The organism is Catellatospora bangladeshensis (assembly GCF_016862575.1).
GTDB lineage: Bacteria > Actinomycetota > Actinomycetes > Mycobacteriales > Micromonosporaceae > Catellatospora > Catellatospora bangladeshensis.
In genome coordinates this window covers 147,241-173,997 of the sequence record NZ_BONF01000027.1, presented here as the reverse complement: position 1 = coordinate 173,997, position 26,757 = coordinate 147,241, and the positions used below count along the sequence as shown (strand labels likewise).

Annotated in this window: 19 protein-coding genes and 1 pseudogene; 7 read left to right on the top strand and 13 right to left on the bottom strand. The window is 71.6% G+C overall.

Annotated features, from left to right (window positions below; translation table 11 throughout):
* Positions 1–168: 168 nt before the first annotated feature.
* From Cba03nite_RS22835 to Cba03nite_RS22815, 5 genes are all read right to left on the bottom strand, one after another.
* Positions 169–2,151 (bottom strand): cellulase family glycosylhydrolase, encoded by a 1,983-nt coding sequence (locus Cba03nite_RS22835; RefSeq protein ID WP_203749767.1) that lies wholly within the window; start codon positions 2,149–2,151, stop codon positions 169–171.
* Between the two features lie 27 nt (positions 2,152–2,178).
* Positions 2,179–4,602 (bottom strand): glycoside hydrolase family 2 protein, encoded by a 2,424-nt coding sequence (locus Cba03nite_RS22830; protein WP_203749764.1) that lies wholly within the window; start codon positions 4,600–4,602, stop codon positions 2,179–2,181.
* A 23-nt stretch (positions 4,603–4,625) separates the two neighbouring features.
* Positions 4,626–5,489: a carbohydrate ABC transporter permease gene (locus tag Cba03nite_RS22825; RefSeq protein WP_203749811.1), complete on the bottom strand. Its 864-nt coding sequence runs from the start codon at positions 5,487–5,489 to the stop codon at positions 4,626–4,628.
* A gap of 80 nt (positions 5,490–5,569) precedes the next feature.
* Positions 5,570–6,448 (bottom strand): carbohydrate ABC transporter permease, encoded by an 879-nt coding sequence (locus Cba03nite_RS22820; RefSeq protein ID WP_203749809.1) that lies wholly within the window; start codon positions 6,446–6,448, stop codon positions 5,570–5,572.
* Between the two features lie 222 nt (positions 6,449–6,670).
* The gene (locus Cba03nite_RS22815; RefSeq protein WP_203749762.1) at positions 6,671–7,948 is read right to left on the bottom strand and encodes an ABC transporter substrate-binding protein; all 1,278 of its coding nucleotides are present in this window, start codon (positions 7,946–7,948) and stop codon (positions 6,671–6,673) included.
* Between the two features lie 275 nt (positions 7,949–8,223).
* On the opposite strand from Cba03nite_RS22815, the gene arfB reads away from it, so the two are divergent.
* On the top strand, positions 8,224–8,649 hold the full coding sequence (gene arfB, locus Cba03nite_RS22810; RefSeq protein ID WP_203749760.1) for an alternative ribosome rescue aminoacyl-tRNA hydrolase ArfB: 426 nt from the start codon (positions 8,224–8,226) through the stop codon (positions 8,647–8,649).
* 128 nt (positions 8,650–8,777) lie between these two features.
* On the opposite strand, the gene Cba03nite_RS22805 is transcribed toward arfB, so the two are convergent.
* The 4 genes and pseudogenes from Cba03nite_RS22805 to Cba03nite_RS39955 all read right to left on the bottom strand — a co-directional run.
* On the bottom strand, positions 8,778–9,137 hold the full coding sequence (locus Cba03nite_RS22805) for a hypothetical protein (protein ID WP_203749758.1): 360 nt from the start codon (positions 9,135–9,137) through the stop codon (positions 8,778–8,780).
* A 97-nt stretch (positions 9,138–9,234) separates the two neighbouring features.
* Positions 9,235–10,200, bottom strand: a complete 966-nt coding sequence (locus Cba03nite_RS22800) for an isopenicillin N synthase family dioxygenase (protein WP_203749756.1) — start codon at positions 10,198–10,200, stop codon at positions 9,235–9,237.
* Between the two features lie 145 nt (positions 10,201–10,345).
* Positions 10,346–11,923, bottom strand: a complete 1,578-nt coding sequence (locus tag Cba03nite_RS40545) for a SigE family RNA polymerase sigma factor (RefSeq protein WP_308442759.1) — start codon at positions 11,921–11,923, stop codon at positions 10,346–10,348.
* 1,273 nt (positions 11,924–13,196) lie between these two features.
* Positions 13,197–13,652: pseudogene (locus Cba03nite_RS39955) on the bottom strand (SigE family RNA polymerase sigma factor); the annotation flags it as partial.
* A 151-nt stretch (positions 13,653–13,803) separates the two neighbouring features.
* On the opposite strand from Cba03nite_RS39955, the gene Cba03nite_RS22785 reads away from it, so the two are divergent.
* On the top strand, positions 13,804–15,450 hold the full coding sequence (locus tag Cba03nite_RS22785; protein ID WP_203749753.1) for an FAD-binding dehydrogenase: 1,647 nt from the start codon (positions 13,804–13,806) through the stop codon (positions 15,448–15,450).
* An 89-nt stretch (positions 15,451–15,539) separates the two neighbouring features.
* Positions 15,540–16,982, top strand: coding sequence for a carboxylesterase/lipase family protein (locus tag Cba03nite_RS22780; RefSeq protein WP_203749750.1), 1,443 nt, complete (start codon positions 15,540–15,542; stop codon positions 16,980–16,982).
* Between the two features lie 160 nt (positions 16,983–17,142).
* Here Cba03nite_RS22780 and Cba03nite_RS22775 read toward each other — a convergent pair whose 3' ends face one another.
* Both Cba03nite_RS22775 and Cba03nite_RS22770 read right to left on the bottom strand, forming a co-directional pair.
* A complete protein-coding gene (locus Cba03nite_RS22775; RefSeq protein ID WP_203749747.1) occupies positions 17,143–17,856 on the bottom strand; it encodes a helical backbone metal receptor in 714 nt (237 codons plus the stop codon).
* Positions 17,857–17,865: 9 nt separating this feature from the next.
* On the bottom strand, positions 17,866–20,868 hold the full coding sequence (locus tag Cba03nite_RS22770; protein ID WP_203749744.1) for a putative bifunctional diguanylate cyclase/phosphodiesterase: 3,003 nt from the start codon (positions 20,866–20,868) through the stop codon (positions 17,866–17,868).
* Between the two features lie 323 nt (positions 20,869–21,191).
* Here Cba03nite_RS22770 and Cba03nite_RS22765 point away from each other — a divergent pair, with 323 nt between their 5' ends.
* A complete protein-coding gene (locus Cba03nite_RS22765; RefSeq protein WP_239125952.1) occupies positions 21,192–22,229 on the top strand; it encodes a coiled-coil domain-containing protein in 1,038 nt (345 codons plus the stop codon).
* 99 nt (positions 22,230–22,328) lie between these two features.
* Complete coding sequence (locus Cba03nite_RS22760) at positions 22,329–22,532, top strand: hypothetical protein (protein ID WP_203749741.1); 204 nt, start codon at positions 22,329–22,331, stop codon at positions 22,530–22,532.
* Between the two features lie 8 nt (positions 22,533–22,540).
* On the opposite strand, the gene Cba03nite_RS22755 is transcribed toward Cba03nite_RS22760, so the two are convergent.
* A complete protein-coding gene (locus Cba03nite_RS22755; RefSeq protein WP_203749738.1) occupies positions 22,541–23,023 on the bottom strand; it encodes a MaoC family dehydratase in 483 nt (160 codons plus the stop codon).
* A 178-nt stretch (positions 23,024–23,201) separates the two neighbouring features.
* Here Cba03nite_RS22755 and Cba03nite_RS22750 point away from each other — a divergent pair, with 178 nt between their 5' ends.
* The gene (locus Cba03nite_RS22750; RefSeq protein ID WP_203749735.1) at positions 23,202–23,945 is read left to right on the top strand and encodes a helix-hairpin-helix domain-containing protein; all 744 of its coding nucleotides are present in this window, start codon (positions 23,202–23,204) and stop codon (positions 23,943–23,945) included.
* Positions 23,946–23,947: 2 nt separating this feature from the next.
* On the top strand, positions 23,948–25,000 hold the full coding sequence (locus tag Cba03nite_RS22745; protein ID WP_203749732.1) for an OmpA family protein: 1,053 nt from the start codon (positions 23,948–23,950) through the stop codon (positions 24,998–25,000).
* A gap of 71 nt (positions 25,001–25,071) precedes the next feature.
* Here the strand turns inward: Cba03nite_RS22745 and Cba03nite_RS22740 are convergent, their stop codons facing one another.
* Entirely contained in the window at positions 25,072–26,745 is a 1,674-nt protein-coding gene (locus tag Cba03nite_RS22740; protein ID WP_203749729.1) for a PQQ-dependent sugar dehydrogenase, read from the bottom strand.
* Positions 26,746–26,757: the final 12 nt, after the last annotated feature.

The window sequence follows — 26,757 nt, the reverse complement described above, 5'->3', positions numbered from 1 at the left end:
GGTGGTCTAGCCCCACTTTCCGACACCAACTCGCGATCTTCCCCAGGCCGGCCACGGACTCCAGCACCGCACACCCTGGGAAGATCACCGTCCCGTGTCGGAAACTGTGGTCAGGCCAGAGGTTTCGACACGGGACGGTGATCTTCCCCGTCCAGCGACTGCCAGGCGTCACTCCGCCCGGAGGTTGTCCAGGTCGAAGGACCCCGGGCTGATCCACAGGTACACCGCGTGCACCTCGGTCAGGGAGGACGGGTCGCAGGACAGCCCGGTCTGCAGGTCCACCGAGACCGTGGTCAGGGCGGTGTCCTGGTTGACCCAGCTGAACGGGCCCTGGCACCAGGTCCAGGACGGCCCGGTCTGCAGCACGATGCTGGTCGAGGTGCCCGCCGCGCCGGTACGCAGGTCGTACTTGACCGACGTCTTGCCCGACAGGTCCACCGGCGCCGGGAAGCTGACCCCGAACCAGCCGCCGTCGGCGCCGTCGGCGTGCAGCCCGGCGGCCCCGTCGGTGACGAACGAGGTCTGCCCGGACAGCGCGCCCGCGTTGGCCTGCCAGCTGCCGGGCGCCCAGCCCTCGACCCCGGTCTCCCACGAGGCCAGCGGGATCGCGGCGGTCGGATCCGGCAGCACGGTCACGGTCACCGTGGCGACGTTGGACAGCCGCGCCGCCGTGTCCCGGATCGTGTAGGACGCCACGGCCTTGCCCGCGAAGCCCTCGACCGGCACGAACGTCAGCTCACCCGAGTCGGCCAGCGTGAACACGCCCCCGGCCACGGTCACGCTGGTCTGCCGCCCGTCCGCCGCCGGGTCCAGGTCGATCCTGTCCGCGCGCACGTGCGTCTGGTACGCGATGTCGTTGGCCGCAGGGCGCAGCACCGCGGTCGTGCCGAACGGCACCACGGCGGTGTCGTGGTCGGCGACCGGCGGGAACGTGCGCCGCCCCGTCGAGATGATCGTCCCCGCGTTGGTGATCGTCTGGCACACCGTCCCCGGGCAGACGACGGTGAAGCCGTCGTAGTCCGGGTACATCGTGCCGTCGTCCTGGACGCCGTTGAGCATCCAGTAGAGGAAGCCGTCGCCCCCGTCGCTCGCGGCGGCTTCCGTCCACTGCTGGTAGACCGGGTTGCGGGTGGCCTTGTCGCGCCACCCGAACTCGCCGAGGAAGGACGGCTTGCCGATGCGCCTGGCATCCCGGTGGTGCCGCTTGATCCAGTCCGCGCCCCACTGGGCGGTGCGGTTGCCCCAGCCGTCCGGGTACAGGTGGAACGAGACCACGTCCACCGCAGGCAGCTTGCCGAGCGCGACCGAGTCGACGCCCTCGCCGCAGTTGGTGGTCCAGTCCGACGAGGTGGCCTCGTCGCAGTAGAAGCCCTCGTCACCGACGCCGACCAGGTGCTTCCGGTCGACGCTCTTGACGTGCCGGGTCATCTCGTCGGCCCAGGCGGTGAGCGTGGCCGGGGTGCACGACGCCGACGGAGGGTAGAGGCCGGAGCCCTTGCAGCGCGGCTCGTTGCCCAGTTCCCACAGCATGACCGCCGGGTCGTCCTTGTACGCCAGCCCGGTCAGCGGGTTCACCCGGTTCAGCAGGTGGGTGATCCAGTCGCGGTACCAGCCCCTGATGACCGGGTCGGTGTAGAAGTCGTCGTGGTTGTCCGCACCCGCCCAGCGCACGTACTGGTCGATGCCGCCGAAGTCGGACCAGTTGTTGGTGAACGGGATGATCAGCTTGATCCCGCTCTGCCCCGCCTTCCACAGCACGTAGTCGAGCTTCTGCAGGCCGTCCGGCCCGTCGTTGTACGCGGGCCGCGTACCGTCCCAGTACTGGAAGTAGACGCCGTTCTTCTTGCCCGACACCGACCCCTGGTCGTCGGAGGTGCCGATGTCGAGCCATCCCCACGTGCGCAGCACGCCGAGCCCGGCGTCCTTCGCGCGGGCGAACACGTCGTCGACCATCGCCTGCGACGAGTACATCAGGTAGTAGTTGTTGGTCCCGGCGAACCGGAACCGCTTGCCGTCGAGCGTGAGGTCGCTGCCGTGGCGGGTGACGAAACCGCCGCCGGGCGGGGCGCCGGCCGCGGCGGCGCTGCCGGTGCCGGTGCCGAGCAGCAGGATCAGCGCCCCGGCGGCGACCGCCAGGATCCGTCTGTTCATGTGCGTGCTCCTAGAGGGAGTGAGGGGTCAGGCGCGCGGGATGTCGTTGACGCAGCGCAGCACCGGCCGGGCGGCCAGGTTGGCGGCGGGCAGACTCACGGCGCTGGAGACCTTGAAGGTCACCGACTCCCCCGGCAGCAGCGTGACCAGGGACTGGTCGACGGTCGCGGCCGGGTCGAGCCGGTCGGGGAACAGGGTCAGGTCGCGCAGGATCGTCCCGGCGGTCACCGTGACGGCGTACCCGCCGGGCACCGGCTCGACGTTCGTCTCGTACCGGGCCGCCGGATAGTCGGTGTCGCGGTCCTCGGCGTAGAACCACCACGCCTGCTGCTCACCGGCGACCGCACGGAGCAGCTCGGACCGGGGCTCCTCGGGCAGCGCGACCCCGTCGGGCAGCGGGATCGTCTGCACCGCGCGTGGCGCGACATCGACCGCGACCGTGGTCGACACCAGCGCTTTACCGCCGAGGTCGTACGAGGTCACGGCCGCCTCGGCCCGCCAGGGCCGGTCCGTGTCGTTGGACGCGACCAGCACCAGGCCGCCGTCGCGCGGCTGCAGGGTGAGCAGCCGCTCGGCGAACGCGTCGCGCAGCGCGTACCACAGGGGTTTGCGCCGCCCGTCGCCGTCGATCGCGGCCCACGAGGTGACCGGCCAGCAGTCGTTGAGCTGCCAGACGATCGCGCCCATGCAGACCGGCTGGTGGGACCGGAAGTGTTCCAGCGCCAGCCGGATCGCGCGGGCCTGGTTGACCTGCGTGAGGTAGTGCCAGTCGTCGAAATCGCGCGGCTCGGGCAGGTGCGCGTCCAGCCCGCGCCGCAGCTTCAGGTCGCCGTCCATCGCCTTCTGGTGGTGCCGCATCCCCGGCGAGTCGCTCGCCAGCGGCTCGTCCGACAGGGCACGGCGCAGCGTGGCGTAGGCGGGCGGCGCCTGGAACCCGAACTCGGCGACGAACCGGGGGATGTAGTCCCGGTAGTGCGTGTAGTCGATCTGGTTCCACACGTCCCAGATGTGCATGGTGCCGTGCGCCGGATCGTTCGGGTGCAGGTCGTCCGTGCCCGACCAGGGGCTGCCCGGCCAGTAGGGACGCGTCGGGTCGAGCGCGGCCACGATCGAGGGCAGCAGCCGGTGGTAGAAGCCCGCGCCCCAGCTGCGCCCGGCCAGCTTCTCCGGCCAGCCCCAGTCGGCGAAGCCCCAGATGTTCTCGTTGTTGCCGGTCCAGGTCACCAGGCTCGGGTGGGACGCCAGGCGCACCACGTGCTCGCGCGCCTCGGCCGCCACCTCGGCCGCGAACGGCTCCTCCTCCGGGTACGCCGCGCAGGCGAACAGGAAGTCCTGCCCCACCAGCAGGCCCAGCTCGTCGGCGAGGTCGTAGAAGTCCTCCGACTCGTACCGGCCGCCGCCCCACACCCGCAGGTAGTTGACGTTCGCCGCGCACGCCTGCCGGAAGCGCTCGGCCAGCCGCTCCCGGGTGATCCGGGTGACGAACGCGTCGTCGGGGATCCAGTTGACCCCCTTCACGAACACCGGCACGTCGTTGACCAGCAGCGTGTACGGCGTACCGTGCGCGTCGGGCGTGGTGTCGATCCGGACCGAGCGGAAGCCCACCCGCCGCTCCCACCGGTCCAGCTCGCGCCCGCCCTCGCTGGCCAGCACCACGCGCAGGGGGTAGAGCGGCTGCTCGCCGTACCCGCGCGGCCACCAGCGGCGCACGTCCGGCACGGACAGCCGGAGCACCGCGCCGATGCTGCCCGCGCCGATGGTGGCCACCCCGACCACGCCGCCGACCTCGGCGGTGACGGTCAGCGACTCGGTCGACGCCCGCTCCACGTCGATGTGCACCTCGACCAGGCCGGTCGTGCCGTCGACGGTGACCTGCGGGCGCACCTGCGCCAGCCGCGCCGTGGACCAGCTGTGCAGCCCGATCGGCTGCCAGATCCCGGCGGTGACCACGGTCGGGCCCCAGTCCCAGCCGAAGTTGCAGGCCATCTTCCGGATCAGGTTGTACGGCTCGTCGTAGGCCCCCGGCCGCGAGCCGACCTGCCGGGCCATCGCCGCCGTGTACTCGTACGGCGAGTCGAAGACCACGCGCAGGTCGTTACGGCCCGGGGTGAGCGCCGAGCGCAGGTCGAAGCGGTAGCCGCGGTGCATGTTCGCGGTGCGCCCGACCTCGGTGCCGTTGAGCGAGATGGTCGCCACGGTGTCCAGGCCGGCGCAGACCAGGTCGATCCGGTCGTCCTCCGGCCCGTTCCACAGGAAGCTGGTCTCGTACGTCCACCGGGTCTGCCCGATCCACTTCAGCGCGTCCTCGTTCTCGTCGAGGTACGGGTCGGGGATCAGCCCGGCCGCCAGCAGATCGGTGTGTACGCAGCCGGGCACGGTGGCCGCTACCCGGCTGACCGGCACCGGCGTGTTGCGCGCCGACACCTGCCAGCCGTGGTGGAGCTGGACCATGCTTCTGGACCGCGACGCCATCATCACGATTTGACCGCACCCTCCATGATGCCGCGGACAATCTGCCTGCCCCCGACGAACAAAAGAACAATCAGCGGCACGGTCGCCACGAAGGCTCCCGCGAGCACCCGCCGGTACAGCACATAATTGCCGCTGGCCAGGTCGAACAGCGCGACCATCGAGGTCGGGAAGTCCGTGCCGCCCAGCGTGATCAGCGGCCACTGGAAGTCGTTCCAGGTGCCGACGAAGGTGAGCAGCCCGAGCACGGCCAGCGCGGGCCGGATCGCGGGCAGCACGATGCTCCAGTAGATGCGCATCGTGGTCGCGCCGTCGACGCGCCCCGACTCGATCAGCTCGTCGGGCACCGCGCCGAGGATGAACTGCCGCATGTAGAACACGCCGAACGCGCTGACCAGGCCGGGCACGATGACCGCGAGCAGGGTGCCGTTCCAGCCGCCCTCGCCGGGCATGTAGCCCATGAGGATGTACAGCGCGACCACGCCGAGCTGGTTGGGCACGGTCAGGGTCAGGATGACCATCACCATGAGCGCGTTGCTGCCCTTGAAGCGCAGCTTGGCGAACGCGAACCCGGCCACCGAGCAGAAGAACAGCACGGACAGCGTCACCACGGTGGACACGATGAAGCTGTTCACCAGCGACTCGGCGAAGTACACGTCCTGCATCGAGAACACCTCGCGCAGGTTGCGCGAGAACTCGGCGCCGGGCAGGAACTTCGGCGGGATCTCGGCCAGCGCCGCGTCGGTGCTCGTCGCGATGACGAACATCCAGTAGATCGGGTAGATCGCGATCAGGAAGGTGAGGCTGAGCAGGACGTACGTCCATACCCCCGCCGGGGTGTCCTGGGGGGCGCGGCCCACCACGGACAGGCCGCCGCGGCGCTTGGGCGGGGTCGGCGGCGCCGGGCGCGCCCCGGCCTGCCGCACGGTCTGGGTGTCGGTGGTCGTGGTCACCGTCGTCCTCCTCCGAGCCGGCTGGTGAGCAGGGTGTTGACCGCCGCGACGATCACGATGATCAGGAACAGCGCCCAGGACATCGCGGCCGCGTAGCCGAGGTTGAGGTTCTTCCAGCCGGTCTTGTAGATCAGCTGGGCGATGGTCTGCCACTCGCCGTTGGCGCCGCCGGTGGCCGCGGCCGGGTTCGGCTCGAACAGCATCGGCTCGGTGAACAGCTGCAGGCCGCCGATGGTGGACAGCACCACGGTGAAGATGACGACCGGCAGGATCATCGGCACGGTGATCCGCCACAGCTGCTTCCACGCGGTCGCGCCGTCCAGCGCGGAGGCCTCGTAGATGTCGCGCGGGATGGTCTGCATCGCGGCCAGGTAGAGCAGCGCGTTGTAGCCGATCCACTTCCAGTTGACCATGGTGGCGATGGCGATCCAGGACTGCAGCTTGCCGGCCCGCCAGTCGATCGGATCGTCCATGCCGAACAGGGACAGCACCCAGTTGGCCGTGCCCGTGTCCCGGCCGAACACCACCAGGAAGACCAGCGTCGAAGCGGTCACCGGGGTGATGTACGGCAGCAGCATGCTCACCCGGAACCAGATCTTGCCGCGCAGCTGCCGGTTGAGCAGGAACGCGATGCAGATGGCCAGGAACAGCTGCGGGATGGTGGACAGCACGAAGATGCCGAACGTGTTGTAGAGCGCGTTCCAGAAGTCCTCATCGGACAGCAGTTTCTCGAAGTTGCCCAGGCCGGCCCAGCCGTCCTGGGCCGGGTCGTCCAGGCGCCAGGTGCGCAGCGCCACGACGCCGTTGAAGATCAGCGGGAACAGCCCGAAGATCGCGAACAGGATGAAGAAGGGTGCGATCAAGACGTAAGGCATCTGCTTCACGTCGAAGCGGTGCAGCCGGTGCGAGAGCCCGCGCACGATTACCTCCGTTTACCGAGGAAGGTCGATATGATTCCGTCGCGGAACGGGGCCGGGCACCGTGGCGCGCCGCGGTGCGGCGGCGCACGGGCCGGCCGGGTTCCGTCGCGGCGGGCGAAGGGGTGGACGCCGTAGGGAGACGCCCACCCCTTCTGATCCCCTACGCGAAGCCGCCCTTTAGGCCTTCGAGGCCTTGTCGGCTTCCTTCACCGCCTGCGCCCAGGCGTCGGCGGCCTTGGTGGTGCCCGCCTGGACGGAGTTGATGACGTTCTCGACCGCGACGCGGGTCGGGCCGTTCTTCTTGCCCAGGTACTGCGGGGTCAGGCCCTCCGCGGTCTTGGCGAAGATCTGGCCGACCGGGGCGTCGCTGAAGAACGGGTTCTTGAAGTCCAGGATGTTCTGGTCCTTGTAGAGGGCCGGCTGCGAGGGCAGGTTGCCGACCTTCTTGAAGATCTCGATCTGCTGCTCCGGCTGGACCAGCCACTCCAGCAGCTTGTACGCCTCGTCCACGTGCTTGCCCTGCTTGGGGATGGTCAGGAACGAGCCGCCCCAGTTGCCGCCGCCGCCGGGGATGGCCGCGATGTCCCACTTGCCGCTGGTGTCGGGCGCGGTGTTCTTGATGTGGCCCTGCATCCACGCCGGGCAGGCCAGCACGGCGAAGTCACCCTTGACGAAGCCCGCGTTCCACTCCGGCGACCAGGCCGGCAGGTTCGCCGACAGGCCCGCCTCGATGGACTTCATGGTCAGGTCGAACGCGACCTTCGGGCCGCCGTCCATCTTCAGCGCCTCGGACTCGTCGTAGAAGCCCACCGGCTGCTGGCCGAGGATCGGGTTGAACAGGTTGGTGGCGTTGTCCAGGAACTTCTTCTTCGAGGCGGCGGTGTACTGCTGACCGACCTTGATGAAGTCGTCCCAGCTCGGCCACAGCGCGGAGACCTTGTCCCGCTCGGTCGGCAGGCCGGCCGCCTTGAACAGGTCGGTCCGGTAGCACATGGCCAGACCGCCGACGTCGGTGCCGAGGCCGATCTGGGTCTTGCCGTCGGCCGACAGGGACTGCTTCCACTTCCAGCCCAGGTACTTGTCCTGGTAGGAGCCGGCACCCTTGTCCAGCAGGTTCACGAACTTGTCCGCCTGGCTGCGGAAGCTCACGATGAAGCCCTCGTCGATGGCGGCGATGTCCGGCGCGCCGCTGCCCGCGATGAGCTTCTTCTGCAGGTCCTCGTGCTGGGCGTTGTACTCGCCCGAGTTGAGGACGATCTTGACGTTCGGGTTCGCGGCCTCGTACTTGGCCTTGAGCTCGTCGAGGCCGAAGTCACCCCAGAAGGCGATCTTCAGCTCGACCGGGCCGCCGGGCTCCGACGGCTCGCTGCCGCCGCCCTTGCAACCCGCCAGCGCGAGCGCGGTGACCGCCACCAGGGCGGTCCCCACGGCCCAGCGGGACCTGTGCAGTCGCATGTGTCCTCCGAACAAACCTGAAACGCCCGCGTTCAGGGATCGCGAAGCGTCTACTGAACCGGATAAGTGCACACACGGTATGGGCGCGCTCCCAACATGTCAATGGGGGGTCGAACTCGTGACGGCTCTGTGACATGGACCATGAAAACCGATTAAGCAACTTTGCTGACCGTCGATGCCTTCTGCCCGACAGGCGAAAATGGTGCGGTGGTCGCGCTCTCCGTGCGGCATGATCGGCGGGCCGCAGGGAAGACACCGGAAGGGAGGACGCAGCCATGGCCGAGGACCTGAAGATCAGCGACCGGATCGTGATTCCGGCCGCCGAGCTGCGCGAGCGTTTCTCCCGCAGCTCCGGCCCCGGCGGCCAGGGCGTCAACACCGCCGACAGCCGCGTCGAGCTCTCCTACGACGTGGAGCGCTCCCACGCCCTCCCCGACCCGCTGCGCGCCCGCGCCCTCGAACGCCTCGCCGGCCGCCTCACCGACGGCGTCCTCACCATCGCCGCCAGCGAACACCGCGCCCAGCTCGCCAACCGCGAAGCCGCCCGCGCCCGCCTGGCAGCACTCCTCCGCGACGCCATCGCCCCACCCCCACCCCCACGCCGCCCCACCAAGATCAGCAAAGGCGCCCACCAACGCCGCCTCGACTCCAAAAAACACCGCGGCGCCCTGAAACAACTCCGCCGCGGCTCCCACGACTGACCGCCCCGCGCGCCTCTCCAGCGCCGATCTTGCGTGGACTGTGGGTACGACACGCACTATCCCGGCAAATCCCTAACACTTCGCGCAAGATCGACAGGATCTTGGTGGCGGCGGTGTGCTGGGTGGGGTCAGGTGCGGGATTGGCGGACCTCGGGGGTTACGGGGGCGGTGGCGGCGAGGCGGAGGAAGAGGTCGCAGGCGGTTTGGGCCTGGACTCGGCGTTGGTAGGCGCGGCTGGCGATGGCCACGGCGCCGGGGGCGGCGTCGAGGCGCCAGGCCCAGGCGAGGCGGCTGACGCGGTGGATGACCGGCTCGACCTCGGTGACCGCGGCGCGGACCTCGTCGACGGCGCGCAGGCAGGCGTCCACATCGGGGAAACCTGCGCCGGAGCGGCCGAGGTCGCGGTTGTTGCTGGACAGCAGCCGCCAGGTGACGCCGGCGCACGCCCGCTCGTAGAACTCGAAGCGAGCGGTCAAGGTGTCCCCCATGCGGCCGGTTTATCCGATCACATGACGTTCGCCCGCCGAGATGGACGGCTGCTGTCGCGGGGGTGAACAGCGTACGTCCCGGTGGGCGAAGAGACGGTCACAGCACCTCACCGCGCAGTTGGGGGAAGACCTTGCCCACCTTGCCCAGCAGGTACTCGCCGTACGTCCCGGTGAAAGCGCGCAGGTCCTGGCCGTCCCAGCGGGGGCGGCCGTCCGCGTCGGTACGGGCCCGGCCGGGTAGCGGCGGCACGGCCGCCGAGAAGTCGGGGTCGAAGAAGAACGGGAACGACAGGCGCTCGTTGCCGCTGACGTTGCGCACCCGGTGCGGGGTGGACCGGTAGTACCCGCCGGTCAGCCGGTCCAGCATGTCGCCGATGTTGCAGACGAACGTGCCCGGGATCGGTGGCGCGTCGACCCAGCCGCGCGGCGTGTGCACCTGCAGGCCGCCGTTCTCGTCCTGGGCCAGCAGGGTGAGCAGGCCGTAGTCGGTGTGCTCGCCCACGCCCCAGCCGTCGTCCCCGGACGGCGACGGCGGGTAGTGGAAGATCCGGAACAGCACGGTCGGGTCGGCGGTGTAGCCGCTCGCAAAGTAGTCATCGGGCAGGTCGAGACTCACCGCCACGGCGCGCATCACGTCCTGCGCGACGCCGGTCAGCGCGGCCACATACGCCGGGACCAGCTCGGCCAGGGCCGGGACCTGGCGGGGGTACAGGCTGGAGCCGTGCAGCGGCAGGCCCGCCCGCACCCGGGGGTCGTCGTCGGGCAGGTCGAGCCCGAAGTACAGGCCCTCCTTCAGGTCCGGGCGGCCCGAGGTCAGCTCGCCGCCGACCGGGAAGAAACCCCGCCAGGCCCGGCCGCCACGTGCCATGGCGATCTCCATTTTGGCGTCCTCGGGCAGCGCGAAGAACTGCCGCGCCGCCGCGTCGAGCGACTTCAGCAGGTCGGCGGGCACGCCGTGGCCGGTCAGGTAGAAGAAGCCGCTGTCGCGGCACGCGTCCTGGATCCCGGCGGCCACGCCGGCCCGGTCGGCGGACAGGTCGATGATCGGCAGCGCGCTATCCATGCCGCCATTCTCACCCCCTGGCCGCGACCAGCAATGCGGTGGCCTGCCCATCCGCGTCGTCGAGCACGACCGGACGGGCAGGGAACAGCAAGCCGGGTGCGCCGGCCCGCACGCCGGCCGGGTGCGGGCCGTCAACGGTGCCCGTTCAGAAGGTCGACCAGCAGCCCGGCGCGCGATAGCGGCCCGGCGGCAGGTCGACGGCCGTGTCGGCGCCACCCGGCCGCGAGCGGACGTGGAGCCTGTCGTCGCCGCGCCAGAGCAGCTCTGTGCCGCGGTAGCAGATCAGGAAGTTCGGGTTCATCGGCTCGGCGGGCCGGGGCAGGTCGAACCGGTGCAGCACCCTGCCGTCGGACACGGAGAACTGGAGGTAGGCCAGCACCTTCACACCGTGCGGAGCATCCCGCACCTCGATCGCCGCCGTGCCGTCGGCGGTGGGGTACATGCCGGCCAGCGGAGCCGGATGACGCCGCACCAGCTCACCCTGTTTGAGCGAACCGCCGAGGTCGACGGTGAGCGCCCGGACGATCCCCGTGCGGGTATCGACCGCCTCGACCCCGAGCTCGGCGCCCGTGCCGGCCGAGGACAGGCGCAGCACCTCGCCGGTGTCGAGCACCCCCGCCACGCTCCACCCGCCCTTACGCGCGAGCATGGCGGACTCGGTCCAGTCCGGTGCCGAGTACAGCGTGAAACGGTCGGCCATCGCACGGTATCCGAGCAGCCAGGCGCTCGACGGGGACCAGCGCACCACCGTCACGCCCGGCAGCGAATGCTCGGTGGTGCCCGCCAGGTCCCGGACGAACGCGGCGTCGGGGGTGATCCAGACCAGCCAGCGGCCGTCCGGGGACAGCTCGACCGGGGTGAGTATCCGGATGTCGGGCACCGCCATGCGATACCACGACCCGCCGGCCAGCACGTCTATCAGCACCTGCCCCCGCTGGGAGGTGAGGTCGTAGCGCACCACCGAGGCCGGGCCGACCCCGCGGTCACGCGGCAGCTCGGCGACGCCGGCACGAGGATCGGGCAGCCGCGTCGGCAGCGGCGGGAGCTGTACCCGCACGGACGGGCTGGGCGATGGAGTGCCGGTCAGCGGCGGTGGCACGGTGTCCCCGCCGCGCACCGCGAACAGCACCGCGACCAGGGCGAGTGGCAGCACCGCCAGCGCCGCGCCCACCGCGACCCGGCGCGCCCGCGAGCGCCGCGCCTGGACCACGGCCGCTTCCGCGTCGGCGTACTGGCCGGCCTGCTCGGCGAACATCGGCAGCGCCAGCCGCAGCTTGCCGAGCGCGGCGTGGGCCTGGCTCTTGACCGTGCCGATCGAGCAGCCCATCGCGGCCGCCGTCTCCGCCTCGGTGAGGTCCTCGTAGTAGCGCAGCACGACCACCGCACGCTGGCGGGGCGCGAGCGTGTCCAGCGCTCGACCCAGCACCACCCGGTCCACGACCTGGCGCGGCTCGTCCGGACCGGGCCACTCGGGCACCTGCGCCATCGGCCGGGCCGGACGCCTGCGCCACCACGAGATGTGCTCGTTGATCATGATGCGCCGGATGTACGCCTCCGGCTGCCCGTACTCCATGATCTGCCGCCACCGCGCCGCGGCCTTGGCCAGCGCGGACTGCACCAGGTCCTCGGCGGCGTGGTGTTCGCCCGTGAGCAGGAACGCGGTCCGCGACAGGGCTCCCCCGCGGGCCACGACGAACTCGTGGAACCCGTCGAATCTGTTCATGTCCTACCTCCGACCCCCACTACGCGGCAGGACACCAAAGGGTTGGCTCATCATCACGCGGCTGCTGTTTCGGGGAAAGTGCAGCTTCGCTCGCTCGCGAAGCTGCACTTTCCCCGAAACTGCGCGGCCGAGCCGGGTAGGGCGGGGCGGGTCAGAGGTCCGGCCAGCAGCCGGGGGCGCGGAAGTTGCCCGAGGGCAGGTTCAGCGCGACGTCTGGTGCGCCGGGGTAGGCGCGGGTGTAGACGTGGCCGTCGCCGTCGCGCCAGATCAGTTCCGTGCCGCGGAAGCAGAGTGGAGCGTTCGGGCCGGCCGACCCGGTGGACGCGGGCACCTCGTGGCGGCGTACGACCTGGCCGGTGTCCACCGTGAACTGGACCAGGGCGCTGACGTGGTCGCCGATCGGGGGCAGCCGGACCTCGATGCCCGCGGTGCCCGCGGCGGTGGGGTGGATCCAGGCGAGCGGCATGATGTGGCGCCGCACCAGCTCACCGGGTTTCATCACGCCGCTGAGGTCGACCCCGAGGCCCGTGACCTGCCCGGTGCGCCAGTCCAGCACCTCGATGTCGATCGCGCCGTGCTCGCCGGTCGAACCCATCCGCAGCACCTCGCCGCTGTCGAGCACGCCGGCGATGCTCCACTCCTTTCGCCGCTCCGGCGCCGCGACCTGTGCGAAGTCGGGAACGGAGAAGACCGCGTAGGTGCGGGTTCTGGTGATGGCGAGCAGCCAGTTCGCCGAAGGGGACCAGCGCACCGCCTCCACACCGTCCAGCGTGTGCTCGGTGGTGCCCGTCAGGTCACGGACGATCGCGCCGAACCTGGTCGTCCACATCAACCACCGGCCGTCGGGGGACAGCTCTACGGGAGCGCCGGAGAGGACCGGCTTCACGACGGGAACGTCGATGCGATACCAGGATCCGCCGGCCAGGAGATCGATGCCCCCGGGCTCGTAGCGCAACAGGGACGCCGGGCCGACGCCTCGGTCGCGCGGCAGCGGGCGGAGCGTGCCCGTGCCCCCGGCGGCGGGCACCGGGGTGGGCAGCGGTGGCGGCAACTGCGCCGGACCCGTGGCCGTCGGGCTGGGCGAGGGGGTCAGCGGCGGGGGCACGGTGTCGCCGCCGCGCAGCACGAACAGGACCGCGGCCAGGGCGAGCGGCACCACCGCCAGCGCCGCGCCGAGCGCGACCCGGCGCGCCTTCGACCGCTGGGCCCGGTGCACGGCGGCTTCCGCGTCGGCGTACACCCGGGCCTGTTCGGCGAACATGGGCAGCGCGGACCGCAGCTTGCCGATGGCGAGGTGGGTCTGGCTCTTCACGGTGCCGACCGAGCAGCCCATCGCGGCGGCGGTGTCTGCCTCGGACAGGTCCTCGTAGTAGCGCAGCACGACCACGGCGCGCTGGCGGGGGGTGAGCGTGGCCAGCGCCCGCCCGAGCACGACCCGGTCCACGACCTGGTGCGGCTCGTCGGCGCCGGGCCGGTCGGGCACCTCCGCCATCGGCCGGGCCGGACGCCGCCGCCACCACGAGATGTGCTCGTTGATCATCGTGCGCCGGACATAAGCCTCCGGCTGCCCGTGCTCCACGATCTGCCGCCACCGCGCCGCAGCCTTGGCCAGCGCCGACTGCACCAGGTCCTCGGCCGCGTGATGCTCCCCCGTGAGTAGGAACGCGGTCCGCGACAGGGCTCCCCCGCGGGCCACGACGAACTCGTGGAACCCGTCGAATCTGTTCATGTCCTCAACCTCCGACCCCCACTACGCAGCGGGACGGCCGCAGGTTGGAGGTCATCCTGCACCATCGGCCGGAAAGCCGGGCGACCACTAACTGAAGAAGTTTCGCGTTGGTTATGCTGCCGGTCACATCCCCGGCGTTGGAGAGGGCAGCGTGGACGCAGACGTCATCGTGGTCGGAGCAGGGCTGGCCGGACTGGTCGCCACCGCGGAGCTGGCCGACGCCGGCAAGCGCGTGATCCTGGTGGATCAGGAGCCGGAGGCCTCGCTCGGCGGGCAGGCCTTCTGGTCGTTCGGCGGCCTGTTCCTGGTCGACTCCCCGGAGCAGCGGCGCATGGGCATCAAGGACTCGCGCGAGCTGGCGATGCAGGACTGGCTGGGCAGCGCCGGGTTCGACCGCGAGTGCGACGCCTGGCCCCGGCGCTGGGCCGAGGCGTACGTCGACTTCGCGGCCGGGGAGAAGCGGTCCTGGCTGCACGCCCAGGGAGTGCGGTTCTTCCCGGTGGTGGGCTGGGCCGAGCGCGGCGGTTACCTCGCCGACGGGCACGGCAACTCGGTGCCGCGCTTCCACATCACCTGGGGCACCGGGCCGGGCGTGCTGGCGCCCTTCATCCGGCGGGTACGCGCCGCGCAGGCCAAAGGCCTGGTCACGCTCGCGTTCCGGCACCGGGTCGACGGGCTGACCCAGACCGGCGGCGTCGTCGACGGGGTACGCGGCGCGGTGCTGGAGCCGAGCGACGCCGCCCGCGGCGAGGCCAGCTCCCGGGTCGAGGCGGGCGAGTTCGAGCTGCGCGCGCAGGCCGTGATCGTCACCTCCGGCGGCATCGGCGGCAACCACGACCTGGTGCGGCGCAACTGGCCGGAGCGGCTGGGCACCGCGCCGCAGCGGCTGCTGTCCGGCGTGCCCGCGCACGTCGACGGGCGCATGCTCGGCATCACCGAGGACGCGGGCGGCAACCTGATCAACCGCGACCGGATGTGGCACTACACCGAGGGCATCGCCAACTGGGCGCCGATCTGGGACCGGCACGGCATCCGGATCCTGCCCGGCCCGTCCTCGCTGTGGCTGGACGCGACCGGCAGGCGGCTGCCCGTGCCGCTGTTCCCCGGCTTCGACACGCTGGGCACGCTGGAGCACATCATGCACACCGGGCACGAGTACACCTGGTTCGTCCTGACTCAGAAGATCATCGAGAAGGAGTTCGCGCTGTCGGGCTCCGAGCAGAATCCGGACCTGACCGGCAAGTCGGTGCGCCAGGTGCTGAAGCGGGCGCTGCCCGGCGCGCCCGGCCCGGTCGAGGCGTTCAAGCGGCACGGCGAGGACTTCGTCGTGGCCGACACGCTCGACGAGCTGGTCGCGGGTATGAACAAGCTGACCGGCGAAGGGCTGCTGGACCTCGCCGACGTACGCCGGCAGGTCGAGGCGCGGGACCGGGAGATCGCGAACGAGTTCACCAAGGACCTGCAGATCACCGCGATCCGCGGGGCGCGCAACTACCGCGGCGACAAGATCGTGCGGGTGGCCACGCCGCACCGGCTGCTCGACCCGAAGGCGGGGCCGCTGATCGCGGTCCGGCTCAACATCCTGACCCGCAAGACGCTGGGCGGGCTGGAGACCGACCTGGGCGGCCGGGTGCTGCGCGCCGACGGCAGCCCGCTGGCCGGCGTGTACGCGGCGGGCGAGGTGTCCGGCTTCGGCGGCGGCGGCGTGCACGGGTACCGCTCGCTGGAGGGCACGTTCCTCGGCGGCTGCATCTTCTCCGGCCGCCAGGCCGGCCGCGCCGCCGCCGCGGCCCTCTGACCGCTCCGCGAGGTTAGGAAGGGCACCTTCTTCATCGGAAAGCGATAAGAAGGTGCCCTTCCTTTCCGTTGGGGCGGGACAATCCAGGCATGACGGAGACTGCGGTCGAGGTGGTGGTCGGGACCGGGAGCGGGCGGGTACGCGGGCGCATCAGCGACGGCGTCGCGGTCTTCCTGGGCATCCCCTACGCGGCGGCCCCGTTCGGGGAGCACCGGTTCGCGCCGCCCGCGCCCGTCCCGGCCTGGGACGGGGTACGCGACGCGCTCGCGTACGGGCCGACCGCGCCGAAGGCGCCGTTCCCGCCGCCGCTGGACCGGCTGCTCAGCGACCCGGACATCCCGGGCGAGGAGTGCCTCAACCTGAACGTGTGGGCGCCCGCGGGCGCCACCGGTCGGCCGGTCATGGTGTGGATCCACGGCGGCTCGCTGCGCAACGGCTCCAACAGCCTGCCCACGTACGACGGGCGCCACTTCGCCCGGGACGGCGTGGTGCTGGTGTCGATCAACTACCGGCTCGGCATCGAGGGCTTCGGCGTCTTCCCCGACGCCCCGGGCAACCTCGGCCTGCGTGACCAGCTCGCGGCCCTGGGCTGGGTGCGCGACAACATCGCCGCGTTCGGCGGCGACCCGGGCAACGTCACCGTGTTCGGCGAGTCGGCCGGCTCCATCTCCATCGGCGCGCTGCTGACCAGCCCGTACGCGCAGGGCCTGTTCAGGCGGGCGGTGCTGCAGAGCGGTGCGCCGACCGCGCAGCAGCCCGAGGCCGCGGGCCGGTCAACCCGCATGATCGCCAAGCGGCTGAAGATCCCGGCCACCGCGGCGGCGTTCGCGGCCGTCCCGCCGGAACGGCTGCTCGCGACGCAGGTGGCGATCACGAAGGGCGGGCCGCCGCTCGGCAACGGCAACGGGTTCACCCTGTCCGTGGACGGCGACGTGCTGCCCCGCGACCCGATGGTCGCGCTGCACGAGGGTGCGGGGGCGGACGTGGAGCTGCTGCTCGGCTACAACGCCGAGGAGTACCGGCTGTGGTTCGTGCCCAGCGGGCTGGTCGACCGGATCAACCGGCTGACGCTGCGCCTGGCCCTGGCCAAGTTCCGGGTCAGGGCCCGCACCGCGCGCGTCTACCGGGCGGCCCGGCCGGAGGCGTCGCCCGGCGAGCTGCTCGGCGTCATCGCGACCGACCGACTGCTGCGGCTGCCGCTCAACCGCCTCGCCGACTTCCGCCTGCCCCACCGCACCTGGCTGTACGAGTTCGCCTGGCCGTCGCCGATGGAGCGCCTCGGCGCCTGCCACGCGCTGGAGATCGGCTTCGTCTTCGACACCCTCGACTCACCCGAGGGACTCCCGCTGGCCGGCCCGAACCCGCCCCAGTCCCTGGCCGACGACATGCACCGCGCCTGGGTCGACTTCGCCACCACCGGCGACCCCGGCTGGCCCGCCTGGGACGCCACCCGGCCCGTGATGCGCTTCGACGCCCCCGACTCCCGCGTCGTCCACGCCCCCAACGACCCGGAACTCAACGCCTGGTCCTGAAGGAAGGGCACCTTCTTAACGCTATGCGTAGAGGAAGGGCACCTTCTTAACGCCGCCGGGACGGCGCCGCCCGGCAAGATCGGTGCTTCGTGTCGAAATCATGTGCCAGACCGCAGATCTTGGCACGAGACCGCGATCTTCATCCGCCCGGCGGCCGGGGTCAGGCGGGGCTGGACAGCTGGGCGGCGAGCAGCGCCGGGGCCTCGGCCAGGGACGGGCCGTACCAGGTGAGATGGCGGCCGGAGACCAGCGCGCAGGGCACCCCGGGGAAGGCCTCCGGCCCGTCGGAACGGGTGAACGCGTAGGGCTCGTCCGGCAGCACGACCAGCTCGGCGGCGCGGGCGCGCAGCTCGTCGAGGGACGGGCGGGGGTAGCGCTCGTCCGCGTCGGCGTACACGTTGGCGACGCCGAGCCGGCGCAGCACGTCACCGGCGAAGGTGTCCGAGCCGAGCACCACCCACGGACGCCGCCACACCGGGACGATCGCCCGGCGCGGCGGCAGGGCGGGCAGCCCCGCCCAGGCGGCACGGGCCCGGACCAGCCAGTCCGGCTCGGCCGCCACGCCCAGGACGGCGAGCAGAGAGCCCAGCTCGCCGAGCCCCTCGTCCACGGTGCGCGGGTAGGTCACGTGCAGCGGCACACCCGCCGCGCGCAGGGCGTCGGCGTCGGCCTCGCGGTTCTCCTCGACGTTGACCAGCACCAGGTCGGGCCGCAGCGCCTGCACGGCGGCGAGATCGGGATGCTTGCTGCCGCCCACCCGGGCCACCGCGAGTCCCGCCGGATGGGTGCACCAGTCGGTCGCCCCGACCAGCACCTCGGGCACGGTCGCCGCGACCGCCTCGGTCAGCGACGGCACCAGGGACACGACGCGCACCGGGCGAGACTAGTCCGCGCCGGGCCGGTCGAGGTCGTCGACCAGCCAGCGCAGCGCCTCGGCGGCGGGCAGCGGCTTGCTGAACAGGTAGCCCTGCCCGTACGGGCAGCCGATCTCGGCGAGGATCTCGCGCTGCTCCTGCGTCTCGATGCCCTCGGCGATGACCTCCAGGCCGAGCGTGTTGGCCAGCCGGACGATGCCCTCCACGAGCGCCCGCTGCTGCGCGGACACCGCGATCTCGCTGACGAACGACTTGTCGAGCTTCACCACGTCCAGCGCCATCTGCCGCAGGTAGCTCAGCGAGGAGTAGCCGGTGCCGAAGTCGTCGATGGCCACGCGTACGCCCGCCTCGCGCAGGTCGGCCAGGTCGGTCCAGACGTCCTCCTCCTCGTGCAGCAGCAGCGACTCGACGATCTCCAGCATGAGCCGGTTGGCGGGCAGCCCGGCCGTGTCGAGTTCGCGCAGCAGGTCGACCACGACGCCGGGGGTGCGGAACTGCCGGGCCGAGATGTTGATGCTGACGTACGGCCCGAGCCCGGCGTGCGTCGGCCAGCGGGCGGCCATCGCCAGCGCCTGCCGGACGACCTGCGTCCCGATGGGCACGATGAGGCCGGACTCCTCGGCCAGCCCGATGAACTCGCCCGGCCCGAGCGTGCCGCGGTGCGGGTGCTCCCAGCGCACCAGCGCCTCCAGCCCGACCGTGCCGCCGCCGGTCAGCCCGACCACGGGCTGGTAGCGCAGGCTGAACTCCTCCTCGGCGATGGCCCGGTCGAGGTCGGCCTTGAGCTGCAGCCGCTCTACGAGCGCCTCGTGCAGGGCCGGCTGGTAGCGCCGCCACTGGCCCTTGCCCTCGCCCTTGGCGGAGTAGAGCGCCAGGTCGGCGTGGCGCAGCAGCTCGTCGCCGTCGTCGGCGTGCCGGGTGGTGGCCACGCCGACGCTCGCGCCCGCGGGCACGACCTGGTCGCCGACGGGCACGGGCGCGGACAGCACCCGGATCACCTTCTCCGCGACGGCCTCGATCGCGCCGGTGCCCGGGGCGTCCTCGATCAGCGCGGCGAACTCGTCGCCACCCAGGCGGGCGGCGGTGTCGTGCGGGCGGAGCACCCCTTTGAGCCGTTCGGCGACGGCGGTGAGCAGCTCGTCGCCGACGGGGTGGCCCAGCGTGTCGTTGACGTCCTTGAAGTCGTCGAGGTCGATGAAGAGCACGCCGGTGATGGCGCCGTTGCGCCGGGCCCGGTCCACCGCCAGGGTGACCCGGTCGATGAAGAGCGCGCGGTTGGCCAGCCCGGTGAGCGAGTCGTGGAAGGCCCGGTGGGTCAGCTCGCGCTCCAGCCGCCGCCGCTGGGTGACGTCCCGCAGGGTGATCACGAGGCCGCCGACGGTCGGGTCCTCGCGCAGGTCGCGGCTGGAGACCTCGACCTGCAGCCGCCGGTCGCCGAAGCCCCACACGGTCCAGTCGGTGGTCTCGCCGCGCCGTTCCTGGCGGGCCCGCAGCAGGTAGCCCGCGCAGCGCTCGCGCTCCTCCGGCACGACCAGGTCGAGCAGGTGGTTGCCCTCCAGCGCCTCGCGGCCGAACATCGCCGCGGCCGACGGGCTGCAGTAGCGGATGTCGTCGCCGTTCCCGACGATCATGATGACGTCGGCGGTGTTGTGCACCAGCGCCCGGAAGTACGCCTCGCTGTCGCGGCGGTTCACTTCGTCGTTGAGCATGATCCGGGACAGTGCCAGGGCCGCCTGCACGGCCAGCACCTCCATCGCGCCCTGCAGCGTACGCAGTACGTTCTCGTCCGCCCCGACGAGCAGCGTGCCGATGCTCCGGCCGCCGGAGGTGCCGTTGGCCGGGGCGAGCGGGCAGCTCAGCACCGACTCGAAACCGGCCAGCTCGGCCGAGTGCACCGGCCGCAGGTCACCGTTCTCGGCCAGCACCGCGGCCCGCGGCGCCCCGGCGGCCTCGGCGGGCGCTGCCTCGTCCTCGCCGACGGTGAGCACCACGCGGTGCGGGCAGTGCGGGGGCATCAGCCCGGTGGCGGTCTCCCGTACCACGTCGGTGACGTGGGCGACGTCGGTCGCGGCGACCAGCTCGGCGCCGGCCTCGCGCAGCAGCCGCTCCCGGGCGAGCGAGTGCCGGTGCACCCGCATCGCGTCGATCAGCCGGATCAGCACCAGCACGAACATGGCGATGCAGAGCAGCGCGATGGCCTCGGCGTTGCGTACCGGGCCGCGCAGCGCCTGGAACAGCAGCACGACCGGGGGGATGAACGACGACAGGCCGAGCACCACCACCCGGCGGCTGCTCAGCTCGGCGGTGGGGGCGGGCCCCGGCTCGGAGAGCCAGACCATGGACGGCAGCAGCGCGGCCAGGCCCCAGCCCCAGTAGAGCAGGATCCAGCCGATGTCGAGCGGCCCGCCGATGTGCCAGAACCCGTCGAGCCGGGCGAACAGGTGCAGGTTGTCGCTGACGAACATGCCGGCGCTGCCGGCCGCCAGCAGCGCGACCGACGCGCTCCACCGCGCCACGATCACGATGCGGAGCGCCATCGCCAGCAGCAGCAGGTCGGCGAGCGGGTAGGCGACCGCGGCTATCTGCTCCAGCGCGGTCAGTCCGGGCGTACGGAACCGCGGCTCGACGAGGAACATCCACGCGAGCAGGCCCAGCGCGAGCAGGAGGGTTACCGCGTCGAGCACCCCGGCCCGGTCGCGCACCGGCGAGCCGGACCGGGCCAGTCCCATCAGACCGGCGCTCATCAGCACGAACATGGCCAGGTAGCACATGTCGACGACGAACGGGACCTGGTACGGCGCGAGGCGGTCGCTGTTCAGCAGCGCCGAGAAGGTGTCGCCGACGACGAACAGCACCAGCGCGGCGGCCAGCAGGCGCCAGGGCAGCGCCTCCCGGGGCCGGTGGCGGCGTATGCCGTACTCGATCGCGGCGGCGCCGCTGAGTCCGAGGACAGCCCAGATCGCCACCTGCCACGGCCTGATGGCGTAGAACAGCACGCCAAACAGCACCATCCAGGCCGTGAAGAGCACTGAAACGGCGCGAGACGACACAATTCCCTCCGGCTAACACTATTACGGTGCCGATGCCGCAACGTGAAAACCAATGTTTCGGGCATAGCGGGGCATGCTCGTCGATCGCTTTGAGTGCCGGTCGCCGGACCGGGTAGTCTGACCGCCTGCCCCATGGCACCGAGGCTGTCTCACATAAAGATCTGCCGAAGCCACCGTCGCGCATCCCCGACGACAGGCCCGGCCGCCCGGCCCGCTGCATCCCCCGCAGCCCGCCACCGGCGCCGGTCCGGTCCGCGCGGCGAACGACGGAAGGATGCACCTCCGTGACCCCCACCGTGCCCCGCCGAAGGCGCTCGGCCCGCCTCGCGGTGCTGCTCGCCGCGCTGCTGGTCGTGACCGGCCTCGCGCCGGCCGCGCCCGCGCTGGCCGAGCCCAACGAGGGCAGCTCGAAGACCCTAAAGCAGCTCCGGGAGAACCTGGACGCCGCGGCCAAGGGCTACCTGGAGGCCCAGGCGGCCCTGGAGGCGTCCGAGGTCAGCCAGAAGGCCCTCGCCGCCGAGCTGACCGCGGCCGAGACCGAGCTCGAAGGACTGCGCCAGAACGTCGCCGCGTACGCCGCGGAGGCGTACAAGACCGGCAAGCTCGGCCTGGTCAGCCTGATGATCGACGGCTCCGGGCCTGGCTCGCTGCTGGCGAAGGCCGGCGCCATGGACCGGATGACCCAGCGCGACCAGAGCAAGATGCGCGACTACCGCACCCGCAAGCAGGAGGTCACCGCCAAGAAGGCGGCGATCAACGTGCAGGTCAAGCTGCAGCAGGACGCGCTCAAGGAGATCGAGAAGCGCAAGAAGGCGGCGGAGAAGGCGCTGGCCGTGGCCGACGGGCGCAACTCCAGCGGCTACATCAACGCGAACTCGCCGCTGGCCAAGCCCGCGCCGCGCAACTCCGACGGCTCCTGGCCGAAGGAGAGCTGCTCGATCGACGACCCGACGACCGGCGGCTGCATCACCCCGCGCACCCTGCACGCGATGAACCAGGCCAAGGCCAACGGCTTCAAACGGTATGTCTCCTGCTACCGCTCCGGCGGCGACGGCGAGCATCCCAAGGGCCGGGCCTGCGACCACGCCTCGGCCACCGACGGGTTCAAGAACTCGTCCGCCTCCGGCGGGGACCGGACCTACGGCAACAACCTGGCCGCGTTCTACGTCAAGAACGCGAGCCGGCTCGGCGTCATGTACGTCATCTGGTACTGCCAGATCTGGGTGAACGGCGCGTGGAAACGGTACAGCTCGACCGGCTCCACCTGCGGCGACAGCCCGGCCGGCGACCATACCAACCACGTACACGTGTCGATCCTCTGAGCATGCCGGCGAGCGGGGCGTCTCCTTCGGGAGGCGCCCCGCCGCGTTTCGCCCCCCGAACGGTGGCATGGCGGGCGCGCGGGCGGGCACAGTAAGGGCATGACGAACGTCGGGGATCCGCCGCAGTACTTCTGGTGCATCAAGCACAACAGGGTGGAGCACGGTGACGACAAGTGCCCGTCGAAGTTCCTCCTCGGCCCCTATCCCTCCCCCGCCGACGCCGAGCAGGCGCTGTCCCGGGTGAAGGAGCGCAACGAGCAGTGGGAGGAGGAGGACGCCCGCTGGAGCGGGGACCCCTCCTGAGCACCTGATCACCGCGGGACGGCGGCCGCCTCCCGCAGCAGGATCGTCAGGTCGGCGGTGGCCACGCGCTGCCGCCGGCCGGCGTGCTCCGACTCGAACGTCAGCCGGACCACCACCTCGGCGAAGCCCTTCGGGCGGGTGCGCGTGGACAGCAGCTCGGCGCCCATCCGGACCTGCGCGCCGACCGGCACCGGCGCCCGCAGCCGCAGGTTGTCCAGCCCCTGGTTCACCGTCATGTCGATGCCGTCGACCCGCCAGATCTCGGCGAGCAGGGTCGGCGTCAGCGACATGGTCAGGAAGCCGTGCGCGATGGTGCCGCCGTAGGGGCCGGTCGCGGCGCGCTCCGGGTCGGTGTGGATCCACTGGTCGTCCCAGGTCGCCTCGGCGAAGAGATTCACCTGGCGCTGGGTGATCTCGTGCCACTCGCTGTGTCCCAGGAAGCTGCCGACGGCGTCGGCGAGGTCGCGTACGTGTGTCACGGTCGTCGGCACAGCGGCATCCTAAACGGACGCGGGGCTTTGTGACCCGGTGCGGGGAGCACTTCCGCCCGATGCGCTGAGCCGGTCCGTCCGGGCGTGTGCGAAGCTGCCTCGAGTTTTCCGACAGCGCGTCCCCCGCGCGTTCTCTTTGGAGGTCTTCGTGGCCTGGTTCATCGGCCAGTCGCTCCTCATGATCTTGATTGCGTTCCTGCTCGGCCTGCTGGTGGGCTGGCTTATCTGGAGCAGGCGCGGCAAGTCCGACCCCGACCGCAGCACCACGTCCGAGCAGCCCACCACCGCCGCCGTGACGCCGGCCGAGGCCGCGCCGGTCGCGGTCGCGCCCGTGGCCGCCGCGCCCGCCGAGAGCGCCGCGCAGGCCAAGCCGGCCCGCAAGAACGGCAAGAAGGCCGCCGCGGCGCCCGCCGACGACCAGATCGAGGTGCAGCAGCGGCCCGTGTCGCTGGTCGCGCCGATCGCCAAGCCCGCCGAGCCGGCGGCCGAGGCGGAGCCCGTGACCGAGCCGGAGGCCGTGGCCGAGCCGGCGCCCGCCGCGAAGGCCGAGCCCGACGACTCGATGGAGGCCATCGTCGAGCGCGCCGAGGCGGCCCAGTCGGCCGGCTTCGCCGCCGAGGCCGCCAAGCTGACCCCCGAGGAGGTCGTGCTGGTCGCCGCGGGTGACAACCTGCAGCGCATCGAGGGCATCGGCCCGCGTATGGAGGCCGCGCTGACCGCCGCCGGGCTGGGCACGTACGCCGCGCTCGCCGAGGCGGACAACGACACCTTGCGCACCGCGATCGAGGCGCAGGGCCTGAAGTTCGCGCCCGCGCTGCTCACCTGGGCCCGCCAGGCCCGGCTACTCGCCGACGGGGACGAGGAGGCGCTGGCCGACCTGCAGCGCCGCCTGGTCGCCGGCCGCGACACGGGACGGGAATGAGCATGGCGAACAGTGAGCGCAGGTTCAGCCCGCTGGTCGGGGTGACCGTCGCGGTGCTCGGCCTGGCCGGTGTCCTCGCCGCCCAGCACCTGCCGGTGCGCGAGCGGATCCAGGACGACCTGACCCGCCGGTCGGAGCAGGCCCTGCAGGCCGCCGGGCTGTCCTCGGTGCGGGTGAGCTTCATCGGGCGCGACGGCACGCTCCAGGTCGCCACGGCGGCCGACGCCGACCGGGCGCTGGCCATCGTGCGGGCGCTGGAGGGCGTACGCGTGGCCGAGGCCGAGGTCCCCGCCGTCGCGGAGCCCGCACCGGCCCCGTCGGCGTCGCCCACGGCCGCGGCCCCCGCGCCGACGTCCCCGCCGGAGGTCACCGCGACCGTCGCGGGTGGCGGCCGGATCACGCTGAGCGGCCGGGTGCCCGACGAGACCGCCAAGTCCCAGCTGGTCAAGGCGGCGACCGACGCCGCCGGGGCGGGCATGGTCGACGACCAGCTGACCGTCGACCCGTCGGTCACCGACAAGGGCCTGGACGGCCTCGGCCGGCTGCTGGCCGCGGTCGCCAAGCACTCCACGGACCTGACCGTGCAGCTGCGCGGGGACAAGATCGAGGTCACCGGCACCGTCGACACGGCGGCGACCGCGCAGGAGGTCGACGCGGCCGCCAAGGCGGCGGGCGTCACCGACGTCTCGATCGCCGTCAAGGTGACCGAGGTCGAGCAGGCGCTGGGCGACCTGAAGGCGGTGACCTTCGTCGACGACAAGACCGTGCTGACCCCGGCCGGGCGGGCGGCGCTGGCCCGCGCGGCGCAGGTGCTCGCCACGACACAGGTCAAGGTGCGCATCGAGGGCCACACCGACAGCAAGGGCACGGCCGCGTCCAACCTGACGCTGAGCCGCGCGCGGGCCAAGGTCGTGGTGGACTTCCTGGTCAAGCAGGGCATCGCCGCCGACCGGCTGACCGCGGTCGGCTACGGCGAGACCCGTCCCGCGGTGCCGAACACGACCGAGGCCAACCAGGCGATCAACCGCCGGGTGGAGTTCATCGTCGTGCAGTGACCGCGCGCAGAGGTTAAGAAGGGCACCTTCTTCAACGGATTCCGTTAAGAAGGTGCCCTTCCTTTCGTTCGTCAGGAGTCGCCGGTGTAGCGGACTCGGTAGATCTTGGCGCCGGGGGCGTCGGGGGACGCGGTGTCGGCGTCGGGGTAGAGGGCGGTGAAGTAGAGGCCGTCGGGTCCGGCGGCGAGGCCGACCACGCTGGCCTTGCCGGTGCCGTTGTATTCGAGCAGCTTCCGGGGCTTGCCGACCTTGCCGCCGTCGAAGGTGAACTCGACGATGCGCTTGCCGTTGCCCTGCGGGCCGCTGGCGAAGGTCGGGCCGCTCTCGGCCACGAACATGTGGCCGTGCTTGCTCTGCGGGAAGCCCGAGCCGTGGTGCACCGCCGGGTCGATGAACGCGATCGAGGTCGGCGCGGTCGACGGCTCCCAGATGTAGAGCTTCGGCTTGAGCATGCTGTCGCGGGTGCCGTCCCAGCCGTAGTCGACGCCCTTGTCGACCCGGGACAGCCGGTCGATCGCGGTGCCGTTCTCCACCTGGTAGTAGCTGCCGTCGGCCCGCCAGGCGCCGCCGAACGGGTTGCGGAAGCCGGACGCGTACACGTAGTCGGCGGCGGTGATGCCGTCGTCGGCGTCGTGGAACGGGTTGTCCTCGGGCGCCGTGCCGTCCAGGTTGACCCGCAGGATCTTGCCCCGGAAGCTGTTCAGGTCCTTGGCGGTGCTGGCGATCATGCCGTCGCCCATGTGCACGTAGAGCTTGCCGTCCGGGCCGATGGTGAGCTGGGAGATCTGGTGCGCGGCCGACTGCGGCTCGTTCGGCATGTCCAGCACCGTGGTCTGCTTCGCCGCGGTGAGGCCGCCGTCGCGGCTGGAGAAGCGCACCACCTTCGGGTAGTGCACGCCGCCCTTGTCGTACAGCACCGAGGCGAACACGTCGCCGGTCTTCGGCTCGACCACGATGCCGGTGACGCCCTTCTCCCCGGTGCCGGGGAAGGTCCCCCGCGGGTTGAAGTTCAAGAGATTCTTCGCGTACGTCCCGACGGTCAGGTCACCGCGGACCACCTTGATCTGGCCGTACAGCTCGGTGACGTAGAACATCGGGCGGTCCGGGTCGCCGTTGTGGCCGGGCACCATCGCCAGGTGCACCGGCAGCTGGAAGCCGCCGGCCACCTCCTCGACCCGGTAACCGTCCTGGCGTACGTGCCAGGTGCCCGCGTTGGCCAGCGGCGCGAGCTGCGGGCGGGTGCGGAAGGCGCGCATTCCCCACGGCGTCCACCGGTCGGCCTCGGCCTTGTCCTCGTCGCGGTAGCGCACGCGCAGGTCGTACTCGCGGTCGGCGGCCAGGTCGCGGCGGGCGGCGAAGGAGTTCTCGAACCTCCCGTCGCCCAGGTGCGCGTGCACGAGCTGCGGCCCGTCCAGGCACTTGGTGGACCAGACCCGCTCGGCGGGCTCGATCGACCAGATCTCCCATTCGGAGCACACGTGCGCGGACCGCTTGCCGTTCTTGCCGGTCAGCTTCAGCTCGGCGCTCTCCATGTGCACGTCGGCACCGCTGACCAGGTGGCCGTCGGCGCGCGGCTCGGTGACCGTGGGCGCGCCGGGCAGGGCCGCGCCGAGTGTGCGGCTCGGCCGGGCCGGGTGGCCGGCGGGGGCGCCGTCGCTGTACGCCTGCCGGAACGACGCGTAGCCGATGCCGCCCAGCACGACCGCGGTGAGAACGGCCGTGATGACGAAACGTCTGTTCTTCATGTCTTCCCAACA